Consider the following 21,165-nt stretch of genomic DNA (forward strand, 5'->3'; position numbering starts at 1 on the left):
GTAAAGAAATCTTTCGGACGAATGTGTAACTTGATGACCATTTAGGTCCTTTAATGTGCAATCTCGATCTTTCTCTTTTCCCGGACAGATTGGATTGCAGCCTCGCATACCTTTAGATCCATAATTGCGTCTTCTGCTCTTACCGCCGGTTTCCCTGAAGACCTTACCGCTGCGAGAAAATCTTGGAGTTCCCTCTTTAGCGGCTCTTCCTTTTTTAATGAGATACGGCGCACATCGAATTCCAATGGCACTTGGAACAAATTACCTGGATCGATTTCCTTGATTTCTGATGACGATACTTCGAGCACCTGATCGATGTAATCGAGTTGAACGTACCCTTTACTGCAGGTCATCGATACTTTTCTCACCTTCATAGGTGTAAGCCAGTTTGTTTCAACATGACCCGTCACGCCGCATTCGAGCTCGAGCAGGAGATTCACGTAATCCTCGAATTTATCATTTGCGAATTTACCCCCCATGCCAAAAACTTCACTGATTTCAGAGGAGGTGATATACCTGATCACGTCGATGTCGTGGATTGCCAGATCCATGATCACACCCACATCCCTTATTCGTGATGGAAATGAGGAAACCCTCCTCGAAGATATCGATATGAGCTTTCCAAATCTGCCGACTTCAAGTGCCTCCTTAGCCGCAGAAACAACGGGGTTAAATCTTTCAACGAATCCGCCTGCAAGGACGATACTCTGTTTTTCGGCCTCATTCGCCAGCAAGCTCGCTTTTTTTGAGTCACCTGTGAACGGTTTTTCCAATAAGACCGACTTACCCGCTTTTATTGCCATGAGTGCGAGATGAAAGTGTTCGGCCGTTGGTGCGCAGATACTCAATGCCTCGGCCCTGCGGATCAGATCGTCTATTTTCTCAAACGCCTGGGTTCCAAAGCGACGCGCGACAGCGCGTGAATGCTCGGTATCGACGTCGTAGATCCCTACAAGTTCTGAAATTTCCGAATAGATTCTCGCGTGATTCTGACCCATGTATCCGACGCCGATAACCCCTGTCCGAATCATGCATCTTCGATCACATTATGCAGTATTAAATCCCAGCGATGTATGACTAGATATCAGACGATGCGCAAAAAATATATCAGAAATGAGTGGTAAGTGACCTCATTCGGTGATCAATTGAAAAGAAGACTCCTCGATATTCTCGCCTGTCCAGTTTGCAAGCATCATCCGCTCGAGCTCCATGTAATTGAAGAGAATGAAAAGGAGATCGTGCAGGGGGTGCTACGATGTCCGAAGTGCCAAATAAACTATCAGATTGAAAATGGCATCCCGAATATGATCCCCCCAGAGAGGAACGGAGGATGAAATATTAATTAGAGCTTTTCCAGTGCTTCTTTGATTCTTTTCATTCCCTCAATAATCGCGCCCCTGCTCGTTGCAAATGATAACCTGATATGTCCCTCACCCGAGGGGCCAAAGGCCGACCCAGGTGTAACAGCCACATGCGCTTTTTCCAAGAGGTAGGCCGCTAGTTCCTCGGATGACATCCTGAAATCATAAGACGGAAATGCATAGAAAGCTCCCTTGGGTTTCGGCGAGCTCAGTGAAGGGATTTCGTTCATCAACTCCCAGACAATATCTCTTCTTGCCCTAAACTCATCTACCATTTTCCTGACGGAATCTTGCGGCCCTTTCAACGCCTCGAGCGCTGCAATTTGGACAAATGAAGTTGCGCATGTTAAGGAGTGGGTCTGCAATTTGTTGAGCTCCCTCATGATCTCAGTCGGCGCGACCACCCACCCAATCCGCCACCCCGTCATTGCATAGGTCTTTGAGAACCCGTTGATCGTAATCGTTCGTTCGAACATACCATCAAACGATGCGATCGAGTAGTGCGTGCCCTCATATATGATCTTCTCATAGACCTCATCCGCCAGCACGATCAAATCGTGGTCCTTCGCCAAGTCGGCGATCCCCTTGAGATCTTCCAAGCTCTGGACAGCGCCACAAGGATTCGACGGAGAGTTGACAAGGACCATCTTTGTCTTGTCCGTAATGAGTTCTGCCATTGCCTCTGGAGACATTCGGAAACCGTTTTCTGCTTCAAGAGGCAGAAACTTTGGAACACCGCCGGCAACCCTGACGCAGGCCTCAAATGTCCCCCAGGACGGATCAGGAAGTATGACCTCGTCACCGTCGTCGAGAATAGCCAACATGCTCAAAAAGATCGCTTGTTTTGATGGCGTAATTAAAACATGCTTCTCATCACATGGAATCCCATTTTCTTTCCTGCTTTTCTCGGCGACTGCTTTCCTCAATTCGGGAATTCCAGCTGAGGACGTGTAGTGCGTAAAATTCTCCTTAAGCGCCTTGATGCATGCATTGGTGATGTTTTCAGGCGTTGGAAAGTCAGGTTCACCCATCGAGAACGAAATAATATCAACGCCTTCCTGTTTGAGCTTACTCACAATATTTGATATCCTCACTGTGCCGGACTCTTCGACACGTTTGACACGCTGCGAAACCATCAAAGACCGCAACGAGGTCGAGCTTTTAGTTTTTTTCACACCCGATCATTAACAATAGAGAGATGAATACGATAGACAGAAAATTCAATACGCAATCCGGCATGCTTTAGGAAAACAATAAATAATGGCGCACAACTAAAGTGGATCGGTGAAGAAAATGCCATTAGAACTTGATCTGGCCAAACTCAGATGCGGGACCGAACTTCTCAAGAGAGGATTCGCAAAAATGCAGAAGGGTGGCGTTGTAATGGATGTTACAAACGCTGAGCAGGCCGGAATCGCAGAAGACGCTGGGGCAGTCGCAGTTATGGCACTCGAGCGGGTCCCTGCTGATATCAGGGCACAAGGAGGCGTCGCCCGCATGGCCGATCCGAAGAAAATACTTGAGATCATGGACGCAGTTACAATTCCAGTCATGGCGAAATGCAGAATAGGTCATTTCGTCGAAGCACAGATACTCGAAGCCCTTGGGGTTGATATGATCGACGAATCGGAAGTGCTCACCCCTGCTGACCCGTTCTACCATGTTGATAAAAAGAAGTTTACTGTCCCCTTTGTCTGCGGGGCGAGGGACCTCGGGGAGGCACTCAGGCGCATCGACGAGGGCGCAGCGATGATCCGGACAAAGGGTGAAGCGGGTACAGGCAATGTGATTGAAGCGGTCAGACACCAGAGGGTGATCATGGGGAAGATCAGAGAATTGAAAGGAAAAGAAGATGAAGAACTTATGACCGTTGCCAGGGAGATACAGGCGCCGTTTTATCTCGTTAAGGAAGTCGCAGAACTCCAGCGCCTTCCTGTCGTGAATTTCGCTGCCGGTGGTATCGCGACCCCTGCAGATGCAGCCCTGATGATGCAACTAGGATCAGATGGTGTCTTCGTCGGGTCCGGTATTTTCAAGTCTGAAAACCCCGAGGAAAGGGCAAGGGCGATTGTTGAAGCGGTCACGCACTTTGACGACCCAGTAACACTAGCAGAGATATCCAAAGGCCTCGGCGAGGCAATGAAGGGTATCGAAATTTCAGCAATAAGACCAGAACAAAGGTTGCAGGAGCGCGGGTGGTGAGTCTAGAATAAATCAACCGGGATCGCAAGCCTACGAGACGATCTTATGCAGTAAACCTCTATCCCTCGCAATCTTAATCTCTCTCGCAATCCGCCTTCCGGTGCTCAGCTCAGGCTCAATAAGATCAGAATAAGGAGATCCAGAAATAAATGGATTTGTTCCGGCGACAATGCGCGATGAGATCTCGAAGACCTTGAATTCAAGCTTGTCTGTGACTATCGTCTCAAGGCAGAACGGACCGATCATACCTCCGAATAATTCGATTGACCGGTTGATCACACGTTCGCCCATATCGAAAATCTTCGGTAGCAGGCTTTCCCTTATGACAACGGGGACGTTACCTGTGACGACGAATGTGGGATAAAGTCCAAGCTTCTTGAGCTCTTCCTGGGCACCGAGTTTATACATCTCGTCGATGTTGCTCTCGTCGCGCCTATCCATCGAAAGGAGCTCAAGACTGCCCTCCGCAACCCTGTATCCATCTTCCTTTATTGGCGAATAAAAGTAGTGCAAGTAGTATCTTGTCCCGAGCACATATTCTTGAATGGTATATGGCTGACTTTCATCGATCCCGAGCTTAAAGTCTGGATAGTCCTTAGCGATGAAGAAACCACGTCCGCCCTTGGCTCCATGGTATTTAACAAGAACAGGCCTATCGATCTCCCTCGCATCACTGATCTTCCTGGGCATCTCGACACCAGCCGAAACCAGCCACTCCCTCTGCTTCTCTCTATCCGATTCCCATTTGAGAACTGCCCTGTTCCCAAAAGTCGGAACTGGAAGTTTCTCAAATTTTTCCGTCCCCATGTACTCAACAAAGGAGCCGTGTGGGACAATAATGATATTGCGGTCAATGAGTTCATCCGCCCTTTCGAGGATTTCGTCGTAACTTTCGAACCTGATAAATTCATCAGGTTTAGCTAGGGGAAAGGCATCGTAGAATTTTGTCCTTTGATTGACGGCAAGTCCGATTGTTCTAAAACCTTCGCGTCTCGCGCCATGGAAAATCTGTAGCGACGAGTGAGAGCATAATGTGGCAATAGTGATCTTACTCTTGTCGTAACCTTCGAGAATTTCACTGACCTTAGTTCTTAGTGCCATTACTGTTTAATTCCACTTCAATGCTTAAATCTTTCCATCCCTCCTCGCTCCGTACTTACGTTAGATTGCAATCCTAAGATGAAGAATTAGAGATGGCCAAATAGATTGATTCCGAATCCATAAAATAAAGCATACAAGAAGATGGCCCTCGTGATTCCTCCTAGGAAGTTCGCGAGGACAAAGTATCTCAGCTCAAGAACCACTCCTTCTCGGTTGAAGACGGAAAAAACATAAACTGGGACTGTATCGACCATGCCGGGAATGCTGAGAAGGATGTAAAGGCCAAGGTATTTCAGCTTCTCGACGAGAAGTTCAGACTTCTCAACGAACCATCTGAACCACCCCCATTTTTGTGACCAGTTTCTCACGCGCCCCTCAACCTTTGACCCGATAAAGAAGACAAGGATACTGCCGATAGCTTTACCAGCTCCAAGGATGAGCGCCTTCAGAAGAAAGGGGGTTTCAGGGTTAAGAATGAGACCGATCTCTACGGGGATTGGGAGAATGATTGCCGCAGATACCGCGTAAATAAAGAAAATCAAGCCATACGTGAATGGATCTGTCGAGTACTGATTCAGAAAGTGCATGAACTCTGTCCAAATATCCATCGGAGGGTGATTTCATTCAGATGCTAAAAACCTTCTTTAAAATCCTGTAAATGAAGACATCAAGGGCTTATAACTGCGGTGAAAGAGTCCCCTAATCCAGCAGATAACACACTTAGCAACATTTTTAAGCAAGCAGTCCAATTACGCACTAAGGGAATACAATGGCGCCAAAAAATGCTGCAAAGGAGGAGGACTGGTTCGCGCAATTGGACGCCGAACTGGAACGAAAGACTGAAGCTATCAGCAAGGACCTCATGGAACTCAACAATCAAAAGAGAATGATAAACCGCACATTGATCGAAGACTTTTGGAAGATTTGGATGAGGTTTGGGAAAATCAATGTCCACTTCACCATGGAACCCTCGTATAGCGCCTTCGCCCAATTCGATGAGTTTCCTGACCAATGGCGTTTCAGAGAGGATTTCAACTTTGCAGGAGTTAACACCATACAACTCGTTGACAGGACACAGGAACAAGGAAGAATGGGCGATTCTTTGAAGATTTGGTACTACAACGAGGATTCGACGCCACACATCAGGATGGTCTTTGAATACTGCGAAGGCGAACATTACTATAAGTACTCTGGATGGAAGAGAGTCTTTGGGCAATTTATCATATACGATGCCCCTCTTGCTAAGTTCGATTTAGATAAGTTTCACGAAAAACTGGCAGACGTTGTTAAGGCGTGGTACGAATCACATCTCCGAAGGAATAGGGACATTTTGATTAAACACCTCAAGGACAATTACGAGCGTGGCGAGACCTTTACTGAATGAACACGATTTTGAAGCGCCAGATATCTTATCATCACTACTTTTTACCTTCTTTTGAAGTTTCGGGATTCTGATCGTATTAATTTTCTTGATGGATTTCTATTGATCAAAAGATATAGCATGGTGAGTTGAGGTAGTTCTCACTCCCTACTTTCAATCCCCCCTGCAATAATACAATTAATGATAATTCAGATAAACCCTATTAGGAATAAGATTACGGAAAGAGATGGAGGCGTTCAATGCAGAAAGAAGATCTAGCACTCCACGTAAGGGAGATTAGCCAGGCACTCAATGGGAGTGTTGATGACGATCAAATTATGAGGGAACTGAAAACGTTTATTGAAGTATACAGAGTTTCGTTAGAGACTGCAAAAAGGAGCATAATCAGAAAATACGGGGGGAACCCAGCTCTCCTCTCGGGCAGTCGAAGAAAACTTATTAGTGAGCTCACTGCCAATGAACAGAGAGTCGATCTTCTCGTCAAGGTCGTCTCCCTCAACAAGAAGGAGATCGAGGTTGACGGAACCAACAAACCGATTCTGTACGGGATATTCGCAGATGAGAGCGGTGCCGCGAGTTTCACAGCGTGGGATGCTGATCGATTCAATTTTAATAAAGGGGACGTTCTGCTCATTCGAAATGCCTACACTAGGGAATGGAATGGAGAGCCACAAATCAATCTTGGAAACAAGGCAATCGTTGAGCGACAAGATGCCGTTTCAGTTGACCTATCAAACATAGAACTCCCATATTCTGCCGAAACAAAACAGGTGAAAATCGGTGAACTCCAGGACGGTATGAACAATGTCACGGTCACTGGTCGCATTCTTTCGGTGGAGAAGAGAGTTGTTGATACGCCCGATGGTTCAAAGACTGTATATTCAGGCGTCATGGCAGATGCGACAGGAAAAACCCAGTTTTCTGCATGGCACAACTTTGAACTCAAACAGAATGATGTGGTCACTGTAAAGGGTGCCTACGTCCGAGGGTGGCGGGGGATCCCGCAGCTCAATTTTGGTGAGCGTGCCGAGGTCAACAAGTTCTCTGGAACTTTTCCGTCCGTGATTGAACTCTCCCAGCCCGTCCTGAGAACAATTGCCGATATCGAGAGGATTGGTGGTGGAATTGATATTCTAATAAAGGGCGTCGTCGTTGATGTGCGTGATGGATCAGGATTGATTTTCAGATGTCCCACCTGCAAGAGGGTGATCCAGAGGAATCTCTGTAAGATTCACGGCGCTGTTCAACCTTTGCCGGATCTCAGGATTAAAGCGGTTATCGATGACGGTGAGTCTGTTCTCACAGCAATCATCAATAGAAAAATTACCGAGTCCCTACTAGGGATTACGCTCGATGAGGCGATGAAAAAAGCAAAAGAGATGATGTCTCCCGAAATTGTGAGGGAAGAGATCGAAAGTAAATTGATTGCCCAGCCCGTTGAGATCTCTGGAAATGTCACAAAAGATGAATATGGTCTCATGATGATCGTTGGATCAGCCCGGATCGCGTTACCCGATGTGAAAGCAGAGGCGACAACCTTACTATCAGAACTGGAGGGGTTATCATGATCTCAAGGGAAGTCGCATGGAGGACATTCGCAGCAGAATATAACGCATCGAGTCTTGAAGTCAAGGGAGAGGGGGAGAGGGTACCGTCCTACGTGATCACACCGCTGGGCGCGATGATCAATAGACTCTTTGTTGTTGGTGTCCTCACAGATATTGAAAACACAGGTACTGAAGAAGAGCCTTTCTGGAAAGCAAGGATTACCGATCCAACGGGAACATTCTACATTTCGGCTGGTCAGTACCAGCCAGAGGCGGCCATAGCACTGGCTAGAATTAAGCCGCCGGAATTTATTGCAGTAGTGGGGAAGAGCAGAACATATTCGCCAGAGGAGGGGGCACTCTACGTATCGATCAGGCCCGAGAAAGTGACGGTTGTCGATGAGAAGATTCGCGACTACTGGATACTCGAAACATGCAAGTCCACGCTCAAGAGAATATCTGCGGCTGAGGAAGCAAGGCGTATGGAAAATCCAACGGTCGAATCTCTCATGAAGCTCGGCTTCTCGAGGTTGCTTTCAGAAGGTGTAGTAAGAAGCGTCGCTCACTATCAATCAGTTGACTTTGAGAAATACAGGGCCGTAGTTATTGATGCATTGAGGTATCTGCTACCAGAATACCAAATGGAAATTCCCGAAACGCCAGTAGAGCTCCCCGAAGAAATCGATGAAGAAGGAAACATCGATAATATCGATAATGAAGAAAAGGTTTTGGCGATTATCGACCGCCTTGACAAAAAAGGAAAAGGGGCGCCATGGGATGAAATTGTTGAAGAGGCGAGGAAAGAAGGGATCGAAAAAGATGAACTTGAAGAGATTACGAATTCTCTTCTCGATAAAGGAATGATCTACGAACCCATTTTAGGAAAAATGAAAAGGATATAAAGGAAAAGGTTTCAGAGCAATCACTCAACTGAATTCGTTCCTTGACATCGCGATGAGGATGAGTCCCACGAGGCCCAATATTGAGCCAATGAACCATGGCCCAACGGTCAATAATGCGAGGACACCACCGACGATCGCAAATCCCCATTTTTTCCTCCTTATCGCGAAGACGCCACCGACTAAAGCAATCAGACCGATGATAAACCAGATTACTCCACAGGCGACCAAAGCGCCTTCGACGGCGCTAATGACGTCAGGGCCATACATATCCTGTAGCATCTCTTCAATCTCGCCAGAAAGCGCCGCAAGAATAAGTCCCATGACGATACCGATAAGCCCCGAGATAATAATCAAAGCCCCACCAACTACTGGCTTGGACGTCATTTGCCTAGCACCAACGGGAGCTGCCTGCGGAGGAGCCTTCTGCGGTGCTGCCGCCTTAGCAACCTCGGGTTTTATGACATACCCGCAGTAAGGACAGACGTTGGCGTCCATCGGGACCGCGTGGCGACAACTCGGACATGTTGCATCGATGATCTCATCATATGGACGTTCCTCCATCCTGATACCTCCGTCGCCCAAAAGGGCAAAATGATATCTTTTTCTATCTATTTATAGTACTTCATTCAGCACAACAAATCCCCTTCGAGATTACCAATTCTGAACGGTACGGGAATCTTTCGAAACGGCGTGATTCCAGTGACCTGATGATAATAAAGAAATGCTAATTATTACTGTCTACATTAGTGGTTCGAAATCACTTCGTCACGACGATCGCACCGTAACCCACGACCTCTCTCATCGGATAGACATCACCAGATGTCCCATACTTGAGCAATCGGGCTTCATTCCCCTTCGCAGCTTCGAGCATCGCCATTACGGGACCATAGCCGCACATCGAAACGTCCCTTCTAATCACAACGTCGTAAACCCCTCTTGGGTTAAGCGCTAGGATTTGATTGATGACTTCCATATCTTTCGCTTTTGCTTCATGTGCGGGTACGTAGTGCGAAAAATCGCTTGATGCAATGATGATGACGTCCATGCCTTCAATCGCCTTCCGCAATTCCTTCGCAGTCTCCATTGCTGTCTCATAATCTTGCAAAGCCATGCATATCGGAAGGATTTTCACTTCATCGGAGAAGAATTGAATAAACGGCAGTTGCACTTCGATCGAATGCTCGTACTGGTGAGCGATCGGGTCTACACTCATTACACGCTCTAGCCTCTTCAATAGGTCTCGATCGAGCTTACATACACCTAGGGGCGTTTCAAAGTCTTCACCTGCAACCGCCACCGCGCTTCCAATCGCGTGGTGGTTAGGGCCAATAATCACAAAGGTCTTTGGGAACCCGTCGCGGGCGATTGCCGCATAAACGTGCGCGGCAATAGGGCCGGAGTAAACATAACCTGCGTGGGGCACGACGGCCCCAATGATCTTTCTTTCACCATCACGTGAGAGCTCTGGAATCGAACCTGGGCCAAGAGATGAAAGAAAACATTTTCTAATTTCCTCTCTCAATTCCCTTTCCTTTCCTGCGTAAAATTTCCCCGCAACGGCAGGATATCTCATATTAACGAAATGATGCGCGCTAGATTATTTCAAAGTTTTGAGTTTAAAAAAATGCCAACCAATCCACTATGTCTCAGAGGCTCGCTTCGAAATCATCGATTGTCAGCTTGAAATCTGAATCTCTTTCGATCATTTTCTTTTCCTTCAACGTCTCTCTGGTCAAAAGCCAGTAGACGCACGCGAGAGCTCTCCGTCCCTTATTGTTTGTCGGGATGACGAGGTCGACATTTCTTGTTTCGTTGTTGGCGTCGCAAAGAGCGACGATCGGGATCCCTATGTTGAGAGCCTCAGCGACAGCTTGCTGATCCGCGGCAGGATCTGTGACGAAAAGAACTTCCGGTTCAATGTATTGAGGAAGCGCGGGATTCGTCAAGCTGCCAGGTACGAAGCGACCAGGGATGACCTGCGCGCCAATCGCTTTTGCGAAGACTCTAGCTGGCTTTTGCCCATATTGCCGTGCAGAGACTACAACGATCTTGTCGGCGGGGAATCTCGAAAGGAATTTCGCTGCCACCCTGATCCTTTGATCAGTTTGCTTCACATCAAGAACATACAGACCGTCTGATCTCACTTTGAATATGAATGGCTTCATGTCTGCGCTTTTCTGCTGCGTTCCGATGTGAACTCCCGATGTGAGATAGATATCCTCAGAGACTAGAAGCCCTGTATTCGTTTCCTCCGTCATCGCAAACCCTCATGTATCTCTTTTGACAGTCAGTGGGATAACCCCTTTCTCAAATTCCAGCATAGCAATTTGAATCGGATCAATGACGTTTTCAGGAATGTCGATGAGAACGGGCGCACCGAGGGAGATCTGCAGAGCCCTTGCTCCAATGATGCGCGCCTTCTCAAATCTTGTATATTTCATAAAGTCACCATGCCGGGATTTCCCCCATATTGATGGGGGCCTTATAAAACTTTTGTAGCGAGCCTCATTATCTTCTGACACGCTGGCTATGTATCTCCCCGTGCCGATTTCCGTGGAGCTCGACATCAGGCAACACACCTCCCGAGCTTTGCTCTCATGTATGGTACGAGACCTCCCTTCTCTAAGATGTCAACAAGGAAGTCCGGGAGCGGATTGAATCTGATGCGAGTGCCATCAGGTTCCCTCAAGATAAAACCACCCCTTATGTCAAGAGTAATGACGTCCCCTTTATTCAAAATGCGATGAGCATCCGGACAGATAACGACAGGGAGACCGATATTGATCGCGTTTCTAAAGAAAATTCGTGCAAAACTGGCAGCGACTATGGCCCCTACCCGCTTCTCTTTGAGAACCGCTGGTGCCTGTTCTCTACTTGACCCACACCCAAAATTCCGACCAGCAACGATAATATCGCCTGGCTTGACCCCAATTGTGAATGTCGGATCGAGGTCTTCAAATACATGGGCAGAAAGAGACTTCATGTCGTATTCATCAAGATATCGACCTGAGATGATAAGGTCTGTGTTGATATGATCGCCGTACTTCCATACACGTCCCTTGATCATCGTCACACCGTCCTTGGATCCGTAATCTCACCTTTGAGCGCGCTCGCAGCAACCGTCTCTGGGCTCGCAAGATAAATTTCCGCATCTGGGCTTCCCATTCTTCCCCTGAAATTTCGATTTGTTGTCGAGATGCAGCGTTCTCCTGCCGCGAGAACGCCCTGGTGTGCGCCGAGGCAAGGACCACATCCGGGATTCAAAACGATTGCGCCTGACTTAACGAGCGACGCCAGAATCCCACTTTCCGCCGCTGAGAGATAGACTTCCCTCGATGCAGGTGCGACGATGAATCTCACAGATTCGCTCACTTTCCTCCCATTTAAAATCTTAGTCGCTGCCATGAGGTCTTCCAATCGACCGTTCGTGCAAGACCCGAGGAGGGCTTGGTCGATGGGTGTCCCAGCCACTTCTTCAACAGGAACGACATTATCGACAGAGTGGGGCTTTGCAATCTGGGGAGAAAGGTCAGAAACATCGAATTTCTCCATTTGCACATTTGCTGAGTCGTCCGAACGAACAACTTCAAATGATCTATCAGATCGACCTGATAACCAATTCTCGGTCTTCTTATCCGGAAAGACGACACCGATTTTAGCTCCCATTTCCATACTCATGTTAGACAAAACCATTCTCGAATCAACAGACATTCGATCAACACAATCGCCAACGAATTCGACGGCCATGTAATTTGCGGCCTCAGCACCAAGCGTACCGATGATATTTAAGATCACATCCTTAGCTGAAACACGATCGGGCATTTGTCCATCGATGCGAATTCTCAATGTTTCAGGCACCCTGAACCAGAGTTCTCCCGTTGCCCAAACTGCGGCCATCTCGGTCGCTCCGATCCCCGTCGCAAAAGCACCGAAGGCACCGTAGGTCGTCGTATGAGAATCCGTACCGACAATGAGCAAGCCTGGCAAAACATGACCTTTCTCTGGAAGAACCTGGTGACAGACTCCTTCATTCACATCATAGAAATTCCGGATCTCCTCTTTCTTTACAAATTCCCTAACGGATTTGTGACTTTCTGCTGTTTTGACAGTATTCGCCGGCACACGATGATCAAATAGAATAACGATTCTTTCAGGATCCCAGACCTTTGCCGCACCTATTTCCCTAAAGGCCTTGATCACGAGGGCAGTATTCTCATGCGACATTGCGAGATCAATTCTCGCATTTACAATATCACCTGGCTCAACCCGTCGGCCGCACGCTCGGGAAAGGATCTTTTGGGCAAAGGTCATTGAGGCCATGCAGAAAGAGAAGCATCTGTATCTTATATGGCTATTTCTGAAGTTCTGCGTCAATTGTCGAACATCATATACGATAATTTAAAAAGATATATTGCGGTTACCACAAGACTCATAGTACCGGAGGAATCCATGTGCAAAGCGAGCTCATTCCCCCTTTTGAAGGAGCCAATCTAACGAATTACGAGGACATGTGCAAAGAATTCACCTGGGCATCACTCGAAAAGGAATTCGAATGGTCCAATGGCGCCCCATATAATATTGCGTACGAAGCGATCGATCGACACGCGAAAGGATGGAGAAAGAACAAGATCGCTATCTATTGGGAAGGCGCTGATGGGTCAACGAAGAAGTACACGTTCAGAGAGATGCAGATGGAGACGAATCGATTCGCAAACGCGCTCTTGAAACTGGGCACAAAAAAGGGAGACCGCGTTTTCGTCTACCTCGACAGAATCCCAGAACTTTACATTGCGGCGATCGGAACGATCAAGATGGGGGCCATAGTCGGCCCTCTGTTTTCAGCGCTCGGACCCGATGGAGTCAAAGACCGATTGCTGGATGCTGGTGCGAGAACCCTTGTCACAACGCCTGAGCTATATCGAAGGATACAGCCAACTCTGGATGAACTCACTGAGCTCTCGAATATCATCGTTGTGACAGATGACGAGAAGCTGGTCCCAACTGGATGCATCTCCTTCAACGAATTCATCTCTTCATGCTCACCGGATTTTAGGCCTGTTAGCATGGATCCCAATGACCCCTATGTGGTCCATTACACATCGGGAACAACTGGAAAACCGAAAGGCGTGCTCCTCGGACACAAGTCCATGATCCAGCAATTTTTCACAAGCAGGATCGTCCTCGACCTCCAAGAGGAAGACACATATTGGTGCACGGCCGACCCAGGATGGGTCACTGGGACATCATATGGAATCATTGGTCCCTGGCTACTAGGCGCTTCGATCGTGTCATATGAGGGGCGGTTCGACGCGCGCGTCTGGTATCGCATTCTGGAAAAATATGGTATCACGGTCTGGTACACAGCTCCAACAGCACTAAGAATGCTGATGAAAGCGGGGGATGACATCGTCAAAGAATTCGATCTCTCCAAACTGAGGCATATATGTAGTGTCGGGGAACCACTCAATCCAGAGGTTGTGCGGTGGGGCGTGCGGGTTCTCAAAAAGAGAATACACGATACCTGGTGGCAAACAGAGACAGGCGCGATGCTCATTTGTAACTATCCATGCCAAAACATCAAACCTGGTTCGATGGGTAGACCCATACCTGGTGTCCAAGCAGCGGTAGTCGATGATGACGGGCAGGAGTTGCCGCCAGGACGCGAGGGATACCTCGCAATCAGACCTGGCTGGCCATCGATGATGGTCGGGATCTGGCGCAATGCTCCGAAATACCGCGAGTATTTCAGAATACCCGGCTGGTACGTCGCTGGTGATATGGCCTACAGGGATGAGGAGGGGTACTTTTGGTTCCTTGGAAGAGCGGACGACGTAATCAAGAGCTCAGGTGAGAGAATTGGGCCATTTGAGGTCGAAAGTGTATTATTGGAACATCCAGCCGTTGCGGAAGCTGGTGTCATTGGAAAGCCCGATGAGATTAGAGGAGAGATCGTCAAAGCATTCATTTCGCTCAGACCAGGTTTCACACCATCTGAGGAATTAAAAGAAGACATAGCTCATTTCGTCAAACAAAAGCTCGCCGCTTATGCCTATCCACGCGAGATTGAGTTTGTTGACAGACTGCCAAAGACGCGCAGCGGCAAGATACTGAGACGCGTTCTCAGAGCACGTGAGCTCGGGCTTGATGTTGGTGATCTTTCAACGCTTGAAGAATGAGTTTACTCGAGTTCATCAGATCCCAATCGCTGCGATACGAACTTGAACATGTCCTTCCACGTTAAATAACCAACGAGCCCTCCATCATCATCGACTACTGGCAAATGTCTAATATTCCTTTCACCCATAATTTTGAAAGCATCGGAAAGTTTGTCATCTGGTTTGATAGTGATTACAGGAGTGCTCATCACCTCTGCCACAGTCATGTAGAGAAGCTTTGACTGGCCCTGAAGGTACCTACGCAGAAGGTCTCTTTCAGTGAAGATACCGACGACTCTATCATCATCGACAACGACCACGCTTCCTACATCATTCTCAACCATCAGCTCGATCGCGCTGATAACTGAATCGTTACTTGAGACGACTTCCTTTTTGCGCGTCATGAAATCTCTGACGAGGAGTACCATATGACCTTACTCCCAATCTTCATACGATATATAAAATCATCACGCGCAGAAGACAAGAGGGACTCAATAGTGCGCACTATTGCAATTCTCTTGATTGCCCACACGGTTTTTCGATAATATCCCCCGCAATTCCCCCTTTCGTCAGGAGATCGATGAGGAAACGTTTTTCTTCCTCACTAGCGAAAGAAATAACACCGATTTTTTCTGTGCATGTAATCGTCTTTCTCTTATGGATTTCAATAATTCCACACGTCTGATCCTTTTGTTGCATGATCTTTAATGAGAGGTACATCATATTTTCATCCACGCGAGGGAAATTACGAGTAGTATAAGTATACCTCTTAATATAATTCGACTCTCCGGTCATTTCCGATCTTTGCCGAGACTGTTATCGACATCGAGATACTATTGCGCCGTTGCGGATGGAGAGATCCAATTACGATTGCGCAACCCAAATTTCTCAATCAATCACCGGTTGCAATCAAGCTGAGATCGGCTATTATTTCTTATGAAAATTCATTTTAACATTGAATGAGAGGGATACCATAATGATCTAGTTCGAGAACAGTTTATTTGAAATTCTTTCTATGGGTAAAATGAGAACCACTAACAACTAATTCAACGAGAGAAAATTCGGAACCTGTTTTATCACCCTTCCCTTTCATCGTCTGCTAGATGATTTTTTATTCTTTCAATTAAATATTTTGAGGAAAACGGTTTAGTTATGACTTCGAGAGCGCCAGCTTCAAGCATCTCCTTCCCTCTTTGTGTTGCATATGCGGTAACTCCTATTATTTTTGCTTTGGGGTCCATTTTCAAGATCGTCCGTGTTGCTGAGATGCCATCGAGGATCGGCATGAGAATGTCCATGAGAACAACATCAGGTTTCCAATCAATGTAGACATCAATTGCGATTTTGCCATTGGGTGCAGTTTTAACTTCATAATGGGATGAGAGCATCAATTTCATGATCTCAAGAACTGCTTCATCATCTTCTGCAACGAGGACTCTATGGATCCCACCCATATCAACCGATACTCCTCTTCATTCCTTTCATCAACTCTTCTGAAGATCGCCAAACATTTTCCAACTTTCTAACGAGCTCAACAATTCGTTCATGTTGTATCCATATCTTCTCTTTCACATATTCATCACTAACATAGAATTCAAGATAACCTTGTGCGGCTGCCAGCGGATTGCGGATATTGTCCACAAGAAGTGCGAAATGATCCATATTTTCCCTTATCTGTGCCAGCGCGTCGTCTTTTAGTACCTCGTTTTCTCGAGCACTGATCCCAAAAGCCAAATCGTTAGCAAGAGTGGCGAGCATTCCCCTTTCTTCAATAGAAAATGGCCTTTCAGATTGAATAAGGATTCCTCCTTTCACGATACTATCGGTACACATGGGAATTGCCATTGAATAATAGCAACTATGGGATCCAGCATACCTGCAACTATCGATGTGCAATCGGGATTCAAGGTACACGACTATTTTCTCCGCCATTGCCTTTTTCAAACATTCTGCGTCATCAAGCGAGGCAGGATAGAATTTGAGTGCACCTCCAGTTGTTATAGCAATATAAACCGATTTGTAAAACTCTGATAGCTTTGAAGCCACCTTGTTGATGAGAATGTCAATATTCTTTTCAGAGATGATGAGAGAATTAATTTGATTAATGATATTTAAGAACTTGTTCAATTCTTCGATCTTTCTGCGATAGGTATTTACCTCGGTCATATCTACCGCGAGATGAATGACCTTTTCGATTATTCCTCTTCGAAAAACCGGGGTGGCAATGATTGCATATTCACCGCCTGTGAGATCCATTTGGACTTCCGCTCGTTCAACCTGTTTAGTTTTCATCGCCCTCACACAGGGACATCCATCAATTGGCTCATTCCTGTTATGAAAAACATTGAAACACTTCGCACCTACAACATTCTCAATGCCTTTACTCTCCAGTATTGTAGCGGTTTTCCGATTCACATACTTTATTTCAAAGGAAGGATTGATAACGATGACCGATTCCCCCATTGAGGTCAATAATGTACCCAGTTCAATTTCGAGCATCTCTGCGTGTTCCTTCAACTCAAGTGCTTGCCGCCTCAACCTCAGCAAAACTTCAATTCTCGCGATCAGTTCCACTCGTTCAATAGGCTCAATTATTAGTTCATCAACATCTTTCCATAAGTGTTTTTCAGCAAGGCTGAGATCCTGCTTTCTTGTAACTAGGAGCACGGGCAGAAGAATGTTTTCCTTCCTCATCCGACGGATCTCTTCCCACTTCATCTTGAGCGAGACACCGTCAATAATCAAAAGATCGAAATCCTCGTTGCTGATTTCGTATTTCTCTGCCAGCATATTATCAAGCAATTTTCGATTACTGGGCGATAAGACATCGATTTTTATCTTCATTTCACTACTAATATTTCACGCTCTACTTCATATACTTCATCCTCTAATCCATTTTTCAAACATCTGCATAATATTGATCTAGACCCGCAATCCTTTCGTGTTACACAGTGCGGATATCCTTGCAATTCGATTATCGTCCCTAACCATTGGATATGATTGGTAGAGTTCGAAATAATTTTTATTCATCTCTGCTTTTTTCTAAGAATCACAGAAGTCATTTGATTTGTACTAGTTACTAAAGCCGAATCCTGACAATTCGCAGGTGACGGAATTATCAATCCCTCGAAAAATACCATGCCTTTATTCTTCCTTGCCAGGTATCCCTGTCAAGAGGCCTCTCATTTTTTTAAGCGGAGAGCCCACAATGATTCCTCTGGGTGTAATTTCGAAGCTCCTGAAAGACTTATCAAAATCGCTAATCCTCATCTTGATGATTCCAATACATCTTCTTATTTCCCCTTCGTATTCATAATATCTAAGGAGTATGATGTTATCAGCGAGATAGTTTACATCCAGACCCAAGATAACCCGTTCGCCTACGATGTCGTTCAATTCGTTTGGAATGAATACTGTAACTCCTCTTGCAGTCAGAATCCTACAGAGAATATGGAGATGCTTCCTCAAGTCTTCTCCCATTACGGACAACCCGTACCCGCTGAGGCTGTCCAAAAGGACGTACTTAACATTCCTCTTCTCTACGTCCATGAGAACCATGTGGGCAAACTCCTCTGGCGTTAAGACCAAGGGAGGAATGTGTTTCAGGGTCAACCTACCATCGCCCACCATCAAAGGAATCTTCAATCCTATTCTTTCACCTCCCCTTATGATTGTTTCGACGTCTTCATCAAAAGTATAAACTGCGGCCTTATGACCACGAACACAAGCTTCGCAAACTATCGTCAGAGCAAGAAGAGTTTTTCCGACCCCCGACGGACCCGATATTATCGTTACTGTGCCTCTTTCAATTCCTCCTCTCAACATCTCATCCAGCCCAACTATTCCAGTCGGCACTTTTTCCATGGCGAAGTTTCTCGAAAATGAAAAAGGGATAATACGAGGAAAAACAGAGATTCCACCATTGCCGATACGCATTATATGAACCCCTGGCAAGAACGTACTGCCTCTCATTTTGGTTACCTGGATTCTAAAGGCTTTCTCATCCCTATCAAGCTCAATGATTCCATCTGCAACAAATTGAAGATCTTCATCGGGTGCCTCATGACTTGATTCGGACGTAAACATCACCGTAATTCCCTTTTCAATTAAGAACCGAATTAAAGATAGCACTTGCTTTCGATATTGAAAAGAATCAGGCGCCAGATAACGAAATTGAGTAAGAGAATCGATGAAAACTCTTTTGGGTGTTACCTCTTCAATCTTTCTCACGATCGCCGAAGTAATAGGTTCTCTTTCTACCTCCGCTGGTGAGAAAATATCGTAAGTTTCAACCTCAGCAAAGTATTGAGGCGTAGGTGAGAGATCTAAGAAATGAACCCCCTGCGGGTCCAGCTCCAGTGCCAATGCATTCGCTTTTATTGACTCTGGATTTTCGGAGAGAGTAATGAATAGCGAACTTTCACCACGATTTGTGCCCTCAAGAAGAAACTGCATTCCGAGTGTTGTCTTCCCGACACCAGGTTCGCCTCTTATGAGATATGCCCTACCGGGTATTAGCCCGCCACCGAGAATATCGTCCAAACTAGGAATGCCGCATGAGATTCTCATTGAATACAAATAATGCGCACTCGATAATTAATGTTGTTCATTACCGCACTATCTTGCCATCACATCACAAATCATTTGTAATAATGAAATTAGGAAGCAGAAAGACCACGCAGAATAGAAAGAACGAATTCATCAACGCGCTTTTCCCAACCTTCTGTCAAAGGGCCTTTGAGCGTCGTTCCAGAAACAAAAAACATCATGTCAGCTACTTTCACTAATCCTTTACTCTTCAAAATCTCATCGATTTCTGGGATCGTTTTCCTCCATCGAGCCATTTCCTCGTCCGTAGGCATTTTCCCCGTTTTCCTATCGGGCACCGCCTCCCCGTGCGTCGCAAACACAGCATACTTTGCCCCTTGCGGTAACCTCGCTTTTTTGAGAAATCTGCGCATACTGCCGATGGGTCTTCCAATTCTCGTCGGTGAGCCGAATACGTAGAGGTCAGCGATAGGAATTACCTTAGGATTTGATTCTTTCACATGGTGAACATTAACCTGATGCCCATGATTACTCATCACATTCTTGAACTCCTCCGCCACTTTTTGGCCATTGCCAAATCTTGAAGCATGGAATAATTCAACAATCATATCATTATCATTAGATCAGGGACTATTTAAATGACCTTATGCACGACATTGAAAAAGATAGATTGAATGATAGAAAAGATTCCTTAGATGATTCCACCATTGATCAACATGTTTCTTATCGAGTTCCCCACACCCAATCATTAAAAAAAAGGAAAAAATATCACACGTTGAATGAAATTCTCTTAAACAAATCTTTTGTCTTATTTTTTGAGCAAGCATGCACTGAAAACCGCATAATGCAGTCACGCCTTTTTCAGATTAATAACAAAAATGGCGCCATGCGGTTTGTTCTCCCCCACTTGGATGCTCCCGCCATACCGATCGATCGTTTTCTTCGCCAGATACAGTCCTAGGCCAGAGCCACGATTGTTTCCATAACTTACACCCTCATCGAAAATCCGGTTCCTTATCGACTCTGGGATCCCAATACCATAGTCGATCACTTTGATTTCGCACGAGTTTTCATTAGTGTTAATAACGATATCAATTCTATCAGTCTTTCCATGAAGCACCGCGTTCCTGATGATGTTATCGAAAACTGACATGAGAGCGTCGTCAGCCATTACAATGCAGTCACCTTCGATATTGAATCTGATAGGATAGCTACAAACGAGCTTTTCAAGGACCTCACCAACCCTGATCGGCTTGAGCCCAAGACCAGAAAACGCGAACTGCTCGAGTTCCTTCATTCTCCTTATTAGCTCCGTGCTCTTCTTAACGGCCACTAGTGCATTAGTTATGAACTTTTCGTTTTTCATTTCCAGAAAGAGTTCGAGGGAACCGCCAATAACAGTCAATTCGTTCAGTAAGTCATGCCTCATCGTTCTATTAATCACCTTGAGAATATCATTGAGCTGTCTGATCGCTCCTTCTGCCCGTTTCCTGCTGGTGATATCCATGATGAACCCCTCGATCGCCACTGCTTCCCCAGAATCACTATAAATCCCCTGTCCATGTTCCCACACCCATTTCTCCTCACCCCGACTAGTGACGATCCTGTATTCGATCGTGAATGGTCTGTGCTCCTTCAACGCTTTCTGGACCTCGTCCCAGACGAAAGATCTGTCCTCAGGATGTATAATGTCACCGTAGGAGATCCTTGCATTCATGACTATATCGGACGGTGTGTAACCAGTGAGGGCGGCGCACGCATTGCCGATGAATTCCATCGTCCATTTAGGGTCATCGCGGCATCTGTAGACAACCCCGGAGAGATTGCTCAGCAGACTTTCAAAAGTCTGTTGGATCTCTAACAATGAGCTCCTTTTGTTCGAGCTCCGCGCCATTTCCAAGACAACCCAATCCTGATCCTTTTTAGAAATGAGGAACTGGTGACTCAATGCGACTTTCGCTATTTCTG

The 21,165-nt window shown here is 46.2% G+C and carries 23 protein-coding genes; 6 read left to right on the top strand and 17 right to left on the bottom strand.

Annotated elements, in window-relative coordinates:
• Positions 1-50: 50 nt before the first annotated feature.
• A complete protein-coding gene (locus tag QHH00_02170; protein ID MDH7508189.1) occupies positions 51-1,031 on the bottom strand; it encodes a Gfo/Idh/MocA family oxidoreductase in 981 nt (326 codons plus the stop codon).
• 114 nt (positions 1,032-1,145) lie between these two features.
• On the opposite strand from QHH00_02170, the gene QHH00_02175 reads away from it, so the two are divergent.
• Positions 1,146-1,334: a methytransferase partner Trm112 gene (locus tag QHH00_02175; protein ID MDH7508190.1), complete on the top strand. Its 189-nt coding sequence runs from the start codon at positions 1,146-1,148 to the stop codon at positions 1,332-1,334.
• A gap of 8 nt (positions 1,335-1,342) precedes the next feature.
• Here QHH00_02175 and QHH00_02180 read toward each other — a convergent pair whose 3' ends face one another.
• The gene (locus tag QHH00_02180; protein ID MDH7508191.1) at positions 1,343-2,497 is read right to left on the bottom strand and encodes a pyridoxal phosphate-dependent aminotransferase; all 1,155 of its coding nucleotides are present in this window, start codon (positions 2,495-2,497) and stop codon (positions 1,343-1,345) included.
• 157 nt (positions 2,498-2,654) lie between these two features.
• Here QHH00_02180 and pdxS point away from each other — a divergent pair, with 157 nt between their 5' ends.
• On the top strand, positions 2,655-3,563 hold the full coding sequence (pdxS, locus tag QHH00_02185) for a pyridoxal 5'-phosphate synthase lyase subunit PdxS (GenBank protein ID MDH7508192.1): 909 nt from the start codon (positions 2,655-2,657) through the stop codon (positions 3,561-3,563).
• Positions 3,564-3,593: 30 nt separating this feature from the next.
• Here the strand turns inward: pdxS and QHH00_02190 are convergent, their stop codons facing one another.
• Both QHH00_02190 and QHH00_02195 read right to left on the bottom strand, forming a co-directional pair.
• Positions 3,594-4,664: a formate--phosphoribosylaminoimidazolecarboxamide ligase gene (locus QHH00_02190; GenBank protein ID MDH7508193.1), complete on the bottom strand. Its 1,071-nt coding sequence runs from the start codon at positions 4,662-4,664 to the stop codon at positions 3,594-3,596.
• Between the two features lie 86 nt (positions 4,665-4,750).
• Positions 4,751-5,272: a hypothetical protein gene (locus tag QHH00_02195; GenBank protein ID MDH7508194.1), complete on the bottom strand. Its 522-nt coding sequence runs from the start codon at positions 5,270-5,272 to the stop codon at positions 4,751-4,753.
• Positions 5,273-5,433: 161 nt separating this feature from the next.
• Between QHH00_02195 and QHH00_02200 the strand changes: the two genes are divergently transcribed.
• The 3 genes from QHH00_02200 to QHH00_02210 all read left to right on the top strand — a co-directional run bounded on the left by QHH00_02200 (position 5,434) and on the right by QHH00_02210 (position 8,494).
• On the top strand, positions 5,434-6,048 hold the full coding sequence (locus tag QHH00_02200; protein MDH7508195.1) for a hypothetical protein: 615 nt from the start codon (positions 5,434-5,436) through the stop codon (positions 6,046-6,048).
• A gap of 236 nt (positions 6,049-6,284) precedes the next feature.
• A complete protein-coding gene (locus tag QHH00_02205; GenBank protein ID MDH7508196.1) occupies positions 6,285-7,613 on the top strand; it encodes a hypothetical protein in 1,329 nt (442 codons plus the stop codon).
• Entirely contained in the window at positions 7,610-8,494 is an 885-nt protein-coding gene (locus QHH00_02210; GenBank protein ID MDH7508197.1) for a glycerol dehydrogenase, read from the top strand. The genes QHH00_02205 and QHH00_02210 overlap by 4 nt, the downstream gene beginning before the upstream one ends.
• 24 nt (positions 8,495-8,518) lie before the next feature.
• Here QHH00_02210 and QHH00_02215 read toward each other — a convergent pair whose 3' ends face one another.
• The 6 genes from QHH00_02215 to QHH00_02240 form a co-directional block, all read right to left on the bottom strand.
• Entirely contained in the window at positions 8,519-9,055 is a 537-nt protein-coding gene (locus tag QHH00_02215; protein ID MDH7508198.1) for a zinc ribbon domain-containing protein, read from the bottom strand.
• Positions 9,056-9,251: 196 nt separating this feature from the next.
• Positions 9,252-10,067: an MEMO1 family protein gene (locus QHH00_02220; GenBank protein MDH7508199.1), complete on the bottom strand. Its 816-nt coding sequence runs from the start codon at positions 10,065-10,067 to the stop codon at positions 9,252-9,254.
• 73 nt (positions 10,068-10,140) lie between these two features.
• Entirely contained in the window at positions 10,141-10,752 is a 612-nt protein-coding gene (gene rpsB, locus QHH00_02225; GenBank protein ID MDH7508200.1) for a 30S ribosomal protein S2, read from the bottom strand.
• 9 nt (positions 10,753-10,761) lie between these two features.
• Positions 10,762-10,935, bottom strand: a complete 174-nt coding sequence (locus tag QHH00_02230) for a DNA-directed RNA polymerase subunit K (GenBank protein ID MDH7508201.1) — start codon at positions 10,933-10,935, stop codon at positions 10,762-10,764.
• Positions 10,936-11,060: 125 nt separating this feature from the next.
• A complete protein-coding gene (locus QHH00_02235) occupies positions 11,061-11,561 on the bottom strand; it encodes a 3-isopropylmalate dehydratase small subunit (protein MDH7508202.1) in 501 nt (166 codons plus the stop codon).
• Between the two features lie 2 nt (positions 11,562-11,563).
• On the bottom strand, positions 11,564-12,814 hold the full coding sequence (locus tag QHH00_02240; GenBank protein ID MDH7508203.1) for a 3-isopropylmalate dehydratase large subunit: 1,251 nt from the start codon (positions 12,812-12,814) through the stop codon (positions 11,564-11,566).
• 131 nt (positions 12,815-12,945) lie between these two features.
• Here QHH00_02240 and acsA point away from each other — a divergent pair, with 131 nt between their 5' ends.
• The gene (acsA, locus tag QHH00_02245) at positions 12,946-14,670 is read left to right on the top strand and encodes an acetate--CoA ligase (protein ID MDH7508204.1); all 1,725 of its coding nucleotides are present in this window, start codon (positions 12,946-12,948) and stop codon (positions 14,668-14,670) included.
• Between the two features lie 2 nt (positions 14,671-14,672).
• On the opposite strand, the gene QHH00_02250 is transcribed toward acsA, so the two are convergent.
• The 7 genes from QHH00_02250 to QHH00_02280 form a co-directional block, all read right to left on the bottom strand.
• Positions 14,673-15,077, bottom strand: coding sequence for a CBS domain-containing protein (locus QHH00_02250; protein ID MDH7508205.1), 405 nt, complete (start codon positions 15,075-15,077; stop codon positions 14,673-14,675).
• 76 nt (positions 15,078-15,153) lie between these two features.
• Positions 15,154-15,384 (bottom strand): hypothetical protein, encoded by a 231-nt coding sequence (locus tag QHH00_02255; protein ID MDH7508206.1) that lies wholly within the window; start codon positions 15,382-15,384, stop codon positions 15,154-15,156.
• Between the two features lie 341 nt (positions 15,385-15,725).
• Entirely contained in the window at positions 15,726-16,103 is a 378-nt protein-coding gene (locus QHH00_02260) for a response regulator (protein MDH7508207.1), read from the bottom strand.
• A gap of 1 nt (position 16,104) precedes the next feature.
• A complete protein-coding gene (locus tag QHH00_02265) occupies positions 16,105-17,451 on the bottom strand; it encodes a PAS domain-containing protein (GenBank protein MDH7508208.1) in 1,347 nt (448 codons plus the stop codon).
• Positions 17,452-17,793: 342 nt separating this feature from the next.
• Positions 17,794-19,218 carry a gas vesicle protein GvpD gene (gvpD, locus tag QHH00_02270; protein ID MDH7508209.1) on the bottom strand — a complete coding sequence of 475 codons (1,425 nt, stop codon included), beginning with the start codon at positions 19,216-19,218 and terminating at the stop codon, positions 17,794-17,796.
• A gap of 89 nt (positions 19,219-19,307) precedes the next feature.
• Positions 19,308-19,805 carry a hypothetical protein gene (locus QHH00_02275; protein MDH7508210.1) on the bottom strand — a complete coding sequence of 166 codons (498 nt, stop codon included), beginning with the start codon at positions 19,803-19,805 and terminating at the stop codon, positions 19,308-19,310.
• Between the two features lie 242 nt (positions 19,806-20,047).
• Positions 20,048-21,165, bottom strand: a 1,118-nt coding sequence (locus tag QHH00_02280; protein ID MDH7508211.1) for a PAS domain-containing sensor histidine kinase, incomplete at its 5' end; no start/stop codon positions are given.

Source organism: Methanomassiliicoccales archaeon (genome assembly GCA_029907465.1).
Taxonomy (GTDB): domain Archaea; phylum Thermoplasmatota; class Thermoplasmata; order Methanomassiliicoccales; family JACIVX01; genus JACIVX01.

Excerpts from the sequence above, each read along its gene's own strand:
- QHH00_02170 (MDH7508189.1), bottom strand. The coding sequence starts at position 1,031 with ATGATTCGGACAGGGGTTATCGGCGTCGGATACATGGGTCAGAATCAC.
- QHH00_02235 (MDH7508202.1), bottom strand. The coding sequence starts at position 11,561 with ATGATCAAGGGACGTGTATGGAAGTACGGCGATCATATCAACACAGAC.
- QHH00_02220 (MDH7508199.1), bottom strand. The coding sequence starts at position 10,067 with ATGAGATATCCTGCCGTTGCGGGGAAATTTTACGCAGGAAAGGAAAGG.
- QHH00_02195 (MDH7508194.1), bottom strand. The coding sequence starts at position 5,272 with ATGGATATTTGGACAGAGTTCATGCACTTTCTGAATCAGTACTCGACA.
- QHH00_02210 (MDH7508197.1), top strand. The coding sequence starts at position 7,610 with ATGATCTCAAGGGAAGTCGCATGGAGGACATTCGCAGCAGAATATAAC.
- QHH00_02240 (MDH7508203.1), bottom strand. The coding sequence starts at position 12,814 with ATGGCCTCAATGACCTTTGCCCAAAAGATCCTTTCCCGAGCGTGCGGC.
- QHH00_02190 (MDH7508193.1), bottom strand. The coding sequence starts at position 4,664 with ATGGCACTAAGAACTAAGGTCAGTGAAATTCTCGAAGGTTACGACAAG.
- QHH00_02180 (MDH7508191.1), bottom strand. The coding sequence starts at position 2,497 with ATGGTTTCGCAGCGTGTCAAACGTGTCGAAGAGTCCGGCACAGTGAGG.
- QHH00_02260 (MDH7508207.1), bottom strand. The coding sequence starts at position 16,103 with ATGGGTGGGATCCATAGAGTCCTCGTTGCAGAAGATGATGAAGCAGTT.
- QHH00_02215 (MDH7508198.1), bottom strand. The coding sequence starts at position 9,055 with ATGGAGGAACGTCCATATGATGAGATCATCGATGCAACATGTCCGAGT.
- QHH00_02230 (MDH7508201.1), bottom strand. The coding sequence starts at position 10,935 with ATGAAATATACAAGATTTGAGAAGGCGCGCATCATTGGAGCAAGGGCT.
- QHH00_02275 (MDH7508210.1), bottom strand. The coding sequence starts at position 19,805 with ATGATTGTTGAATTATTCCATGCTTCAAGATTTGGCAATGGCCAAAAA.
- gvpD (MDH7508209.1), bottom strand. The coding sequence starts at position 19,218 with ATGAGAATCTCATGCGGCATTCCTAGTTTGGACGATATTCTCGGTGGC.
- QHH00_02250 (MDH7508205.1), bottom strand. The coding sequence starts at position 15,077 with ATGGTACTCCTCGTCAGAGATTTCATGACGCGCAAAAAGGAAGTCGTC.
- QHH00_02200 (MDH7508195.1), top strand. The coding sequence starts at position 5,434 with ATGGCGCCAAAAAATGCTGCAAAGGAGGAGGACTGGTTCGCGCAATTG.
- rpsB (MDH7508200.1), bottom strand. The coding sequence starts at position 10,752 with ATGACGGAGGAAACGAATACAGGGCTTCTAGTCTCTGAGGATATCTAT.
- QHH00_02205 (MDH7508196.1), top strand. The coding sequence starts at position 6,285 with ATGCAGAAAGAAGATCTAGCACTCCACGTAAGGGAGATTAGCCAGGCA.
- pdxS (MDH7508192.1), top strand. The coding sequence starts at position 2,655 with ATGCCATTAGAACTTGATCTGGCCAAACTCAGATGCGGGACCGAACTT.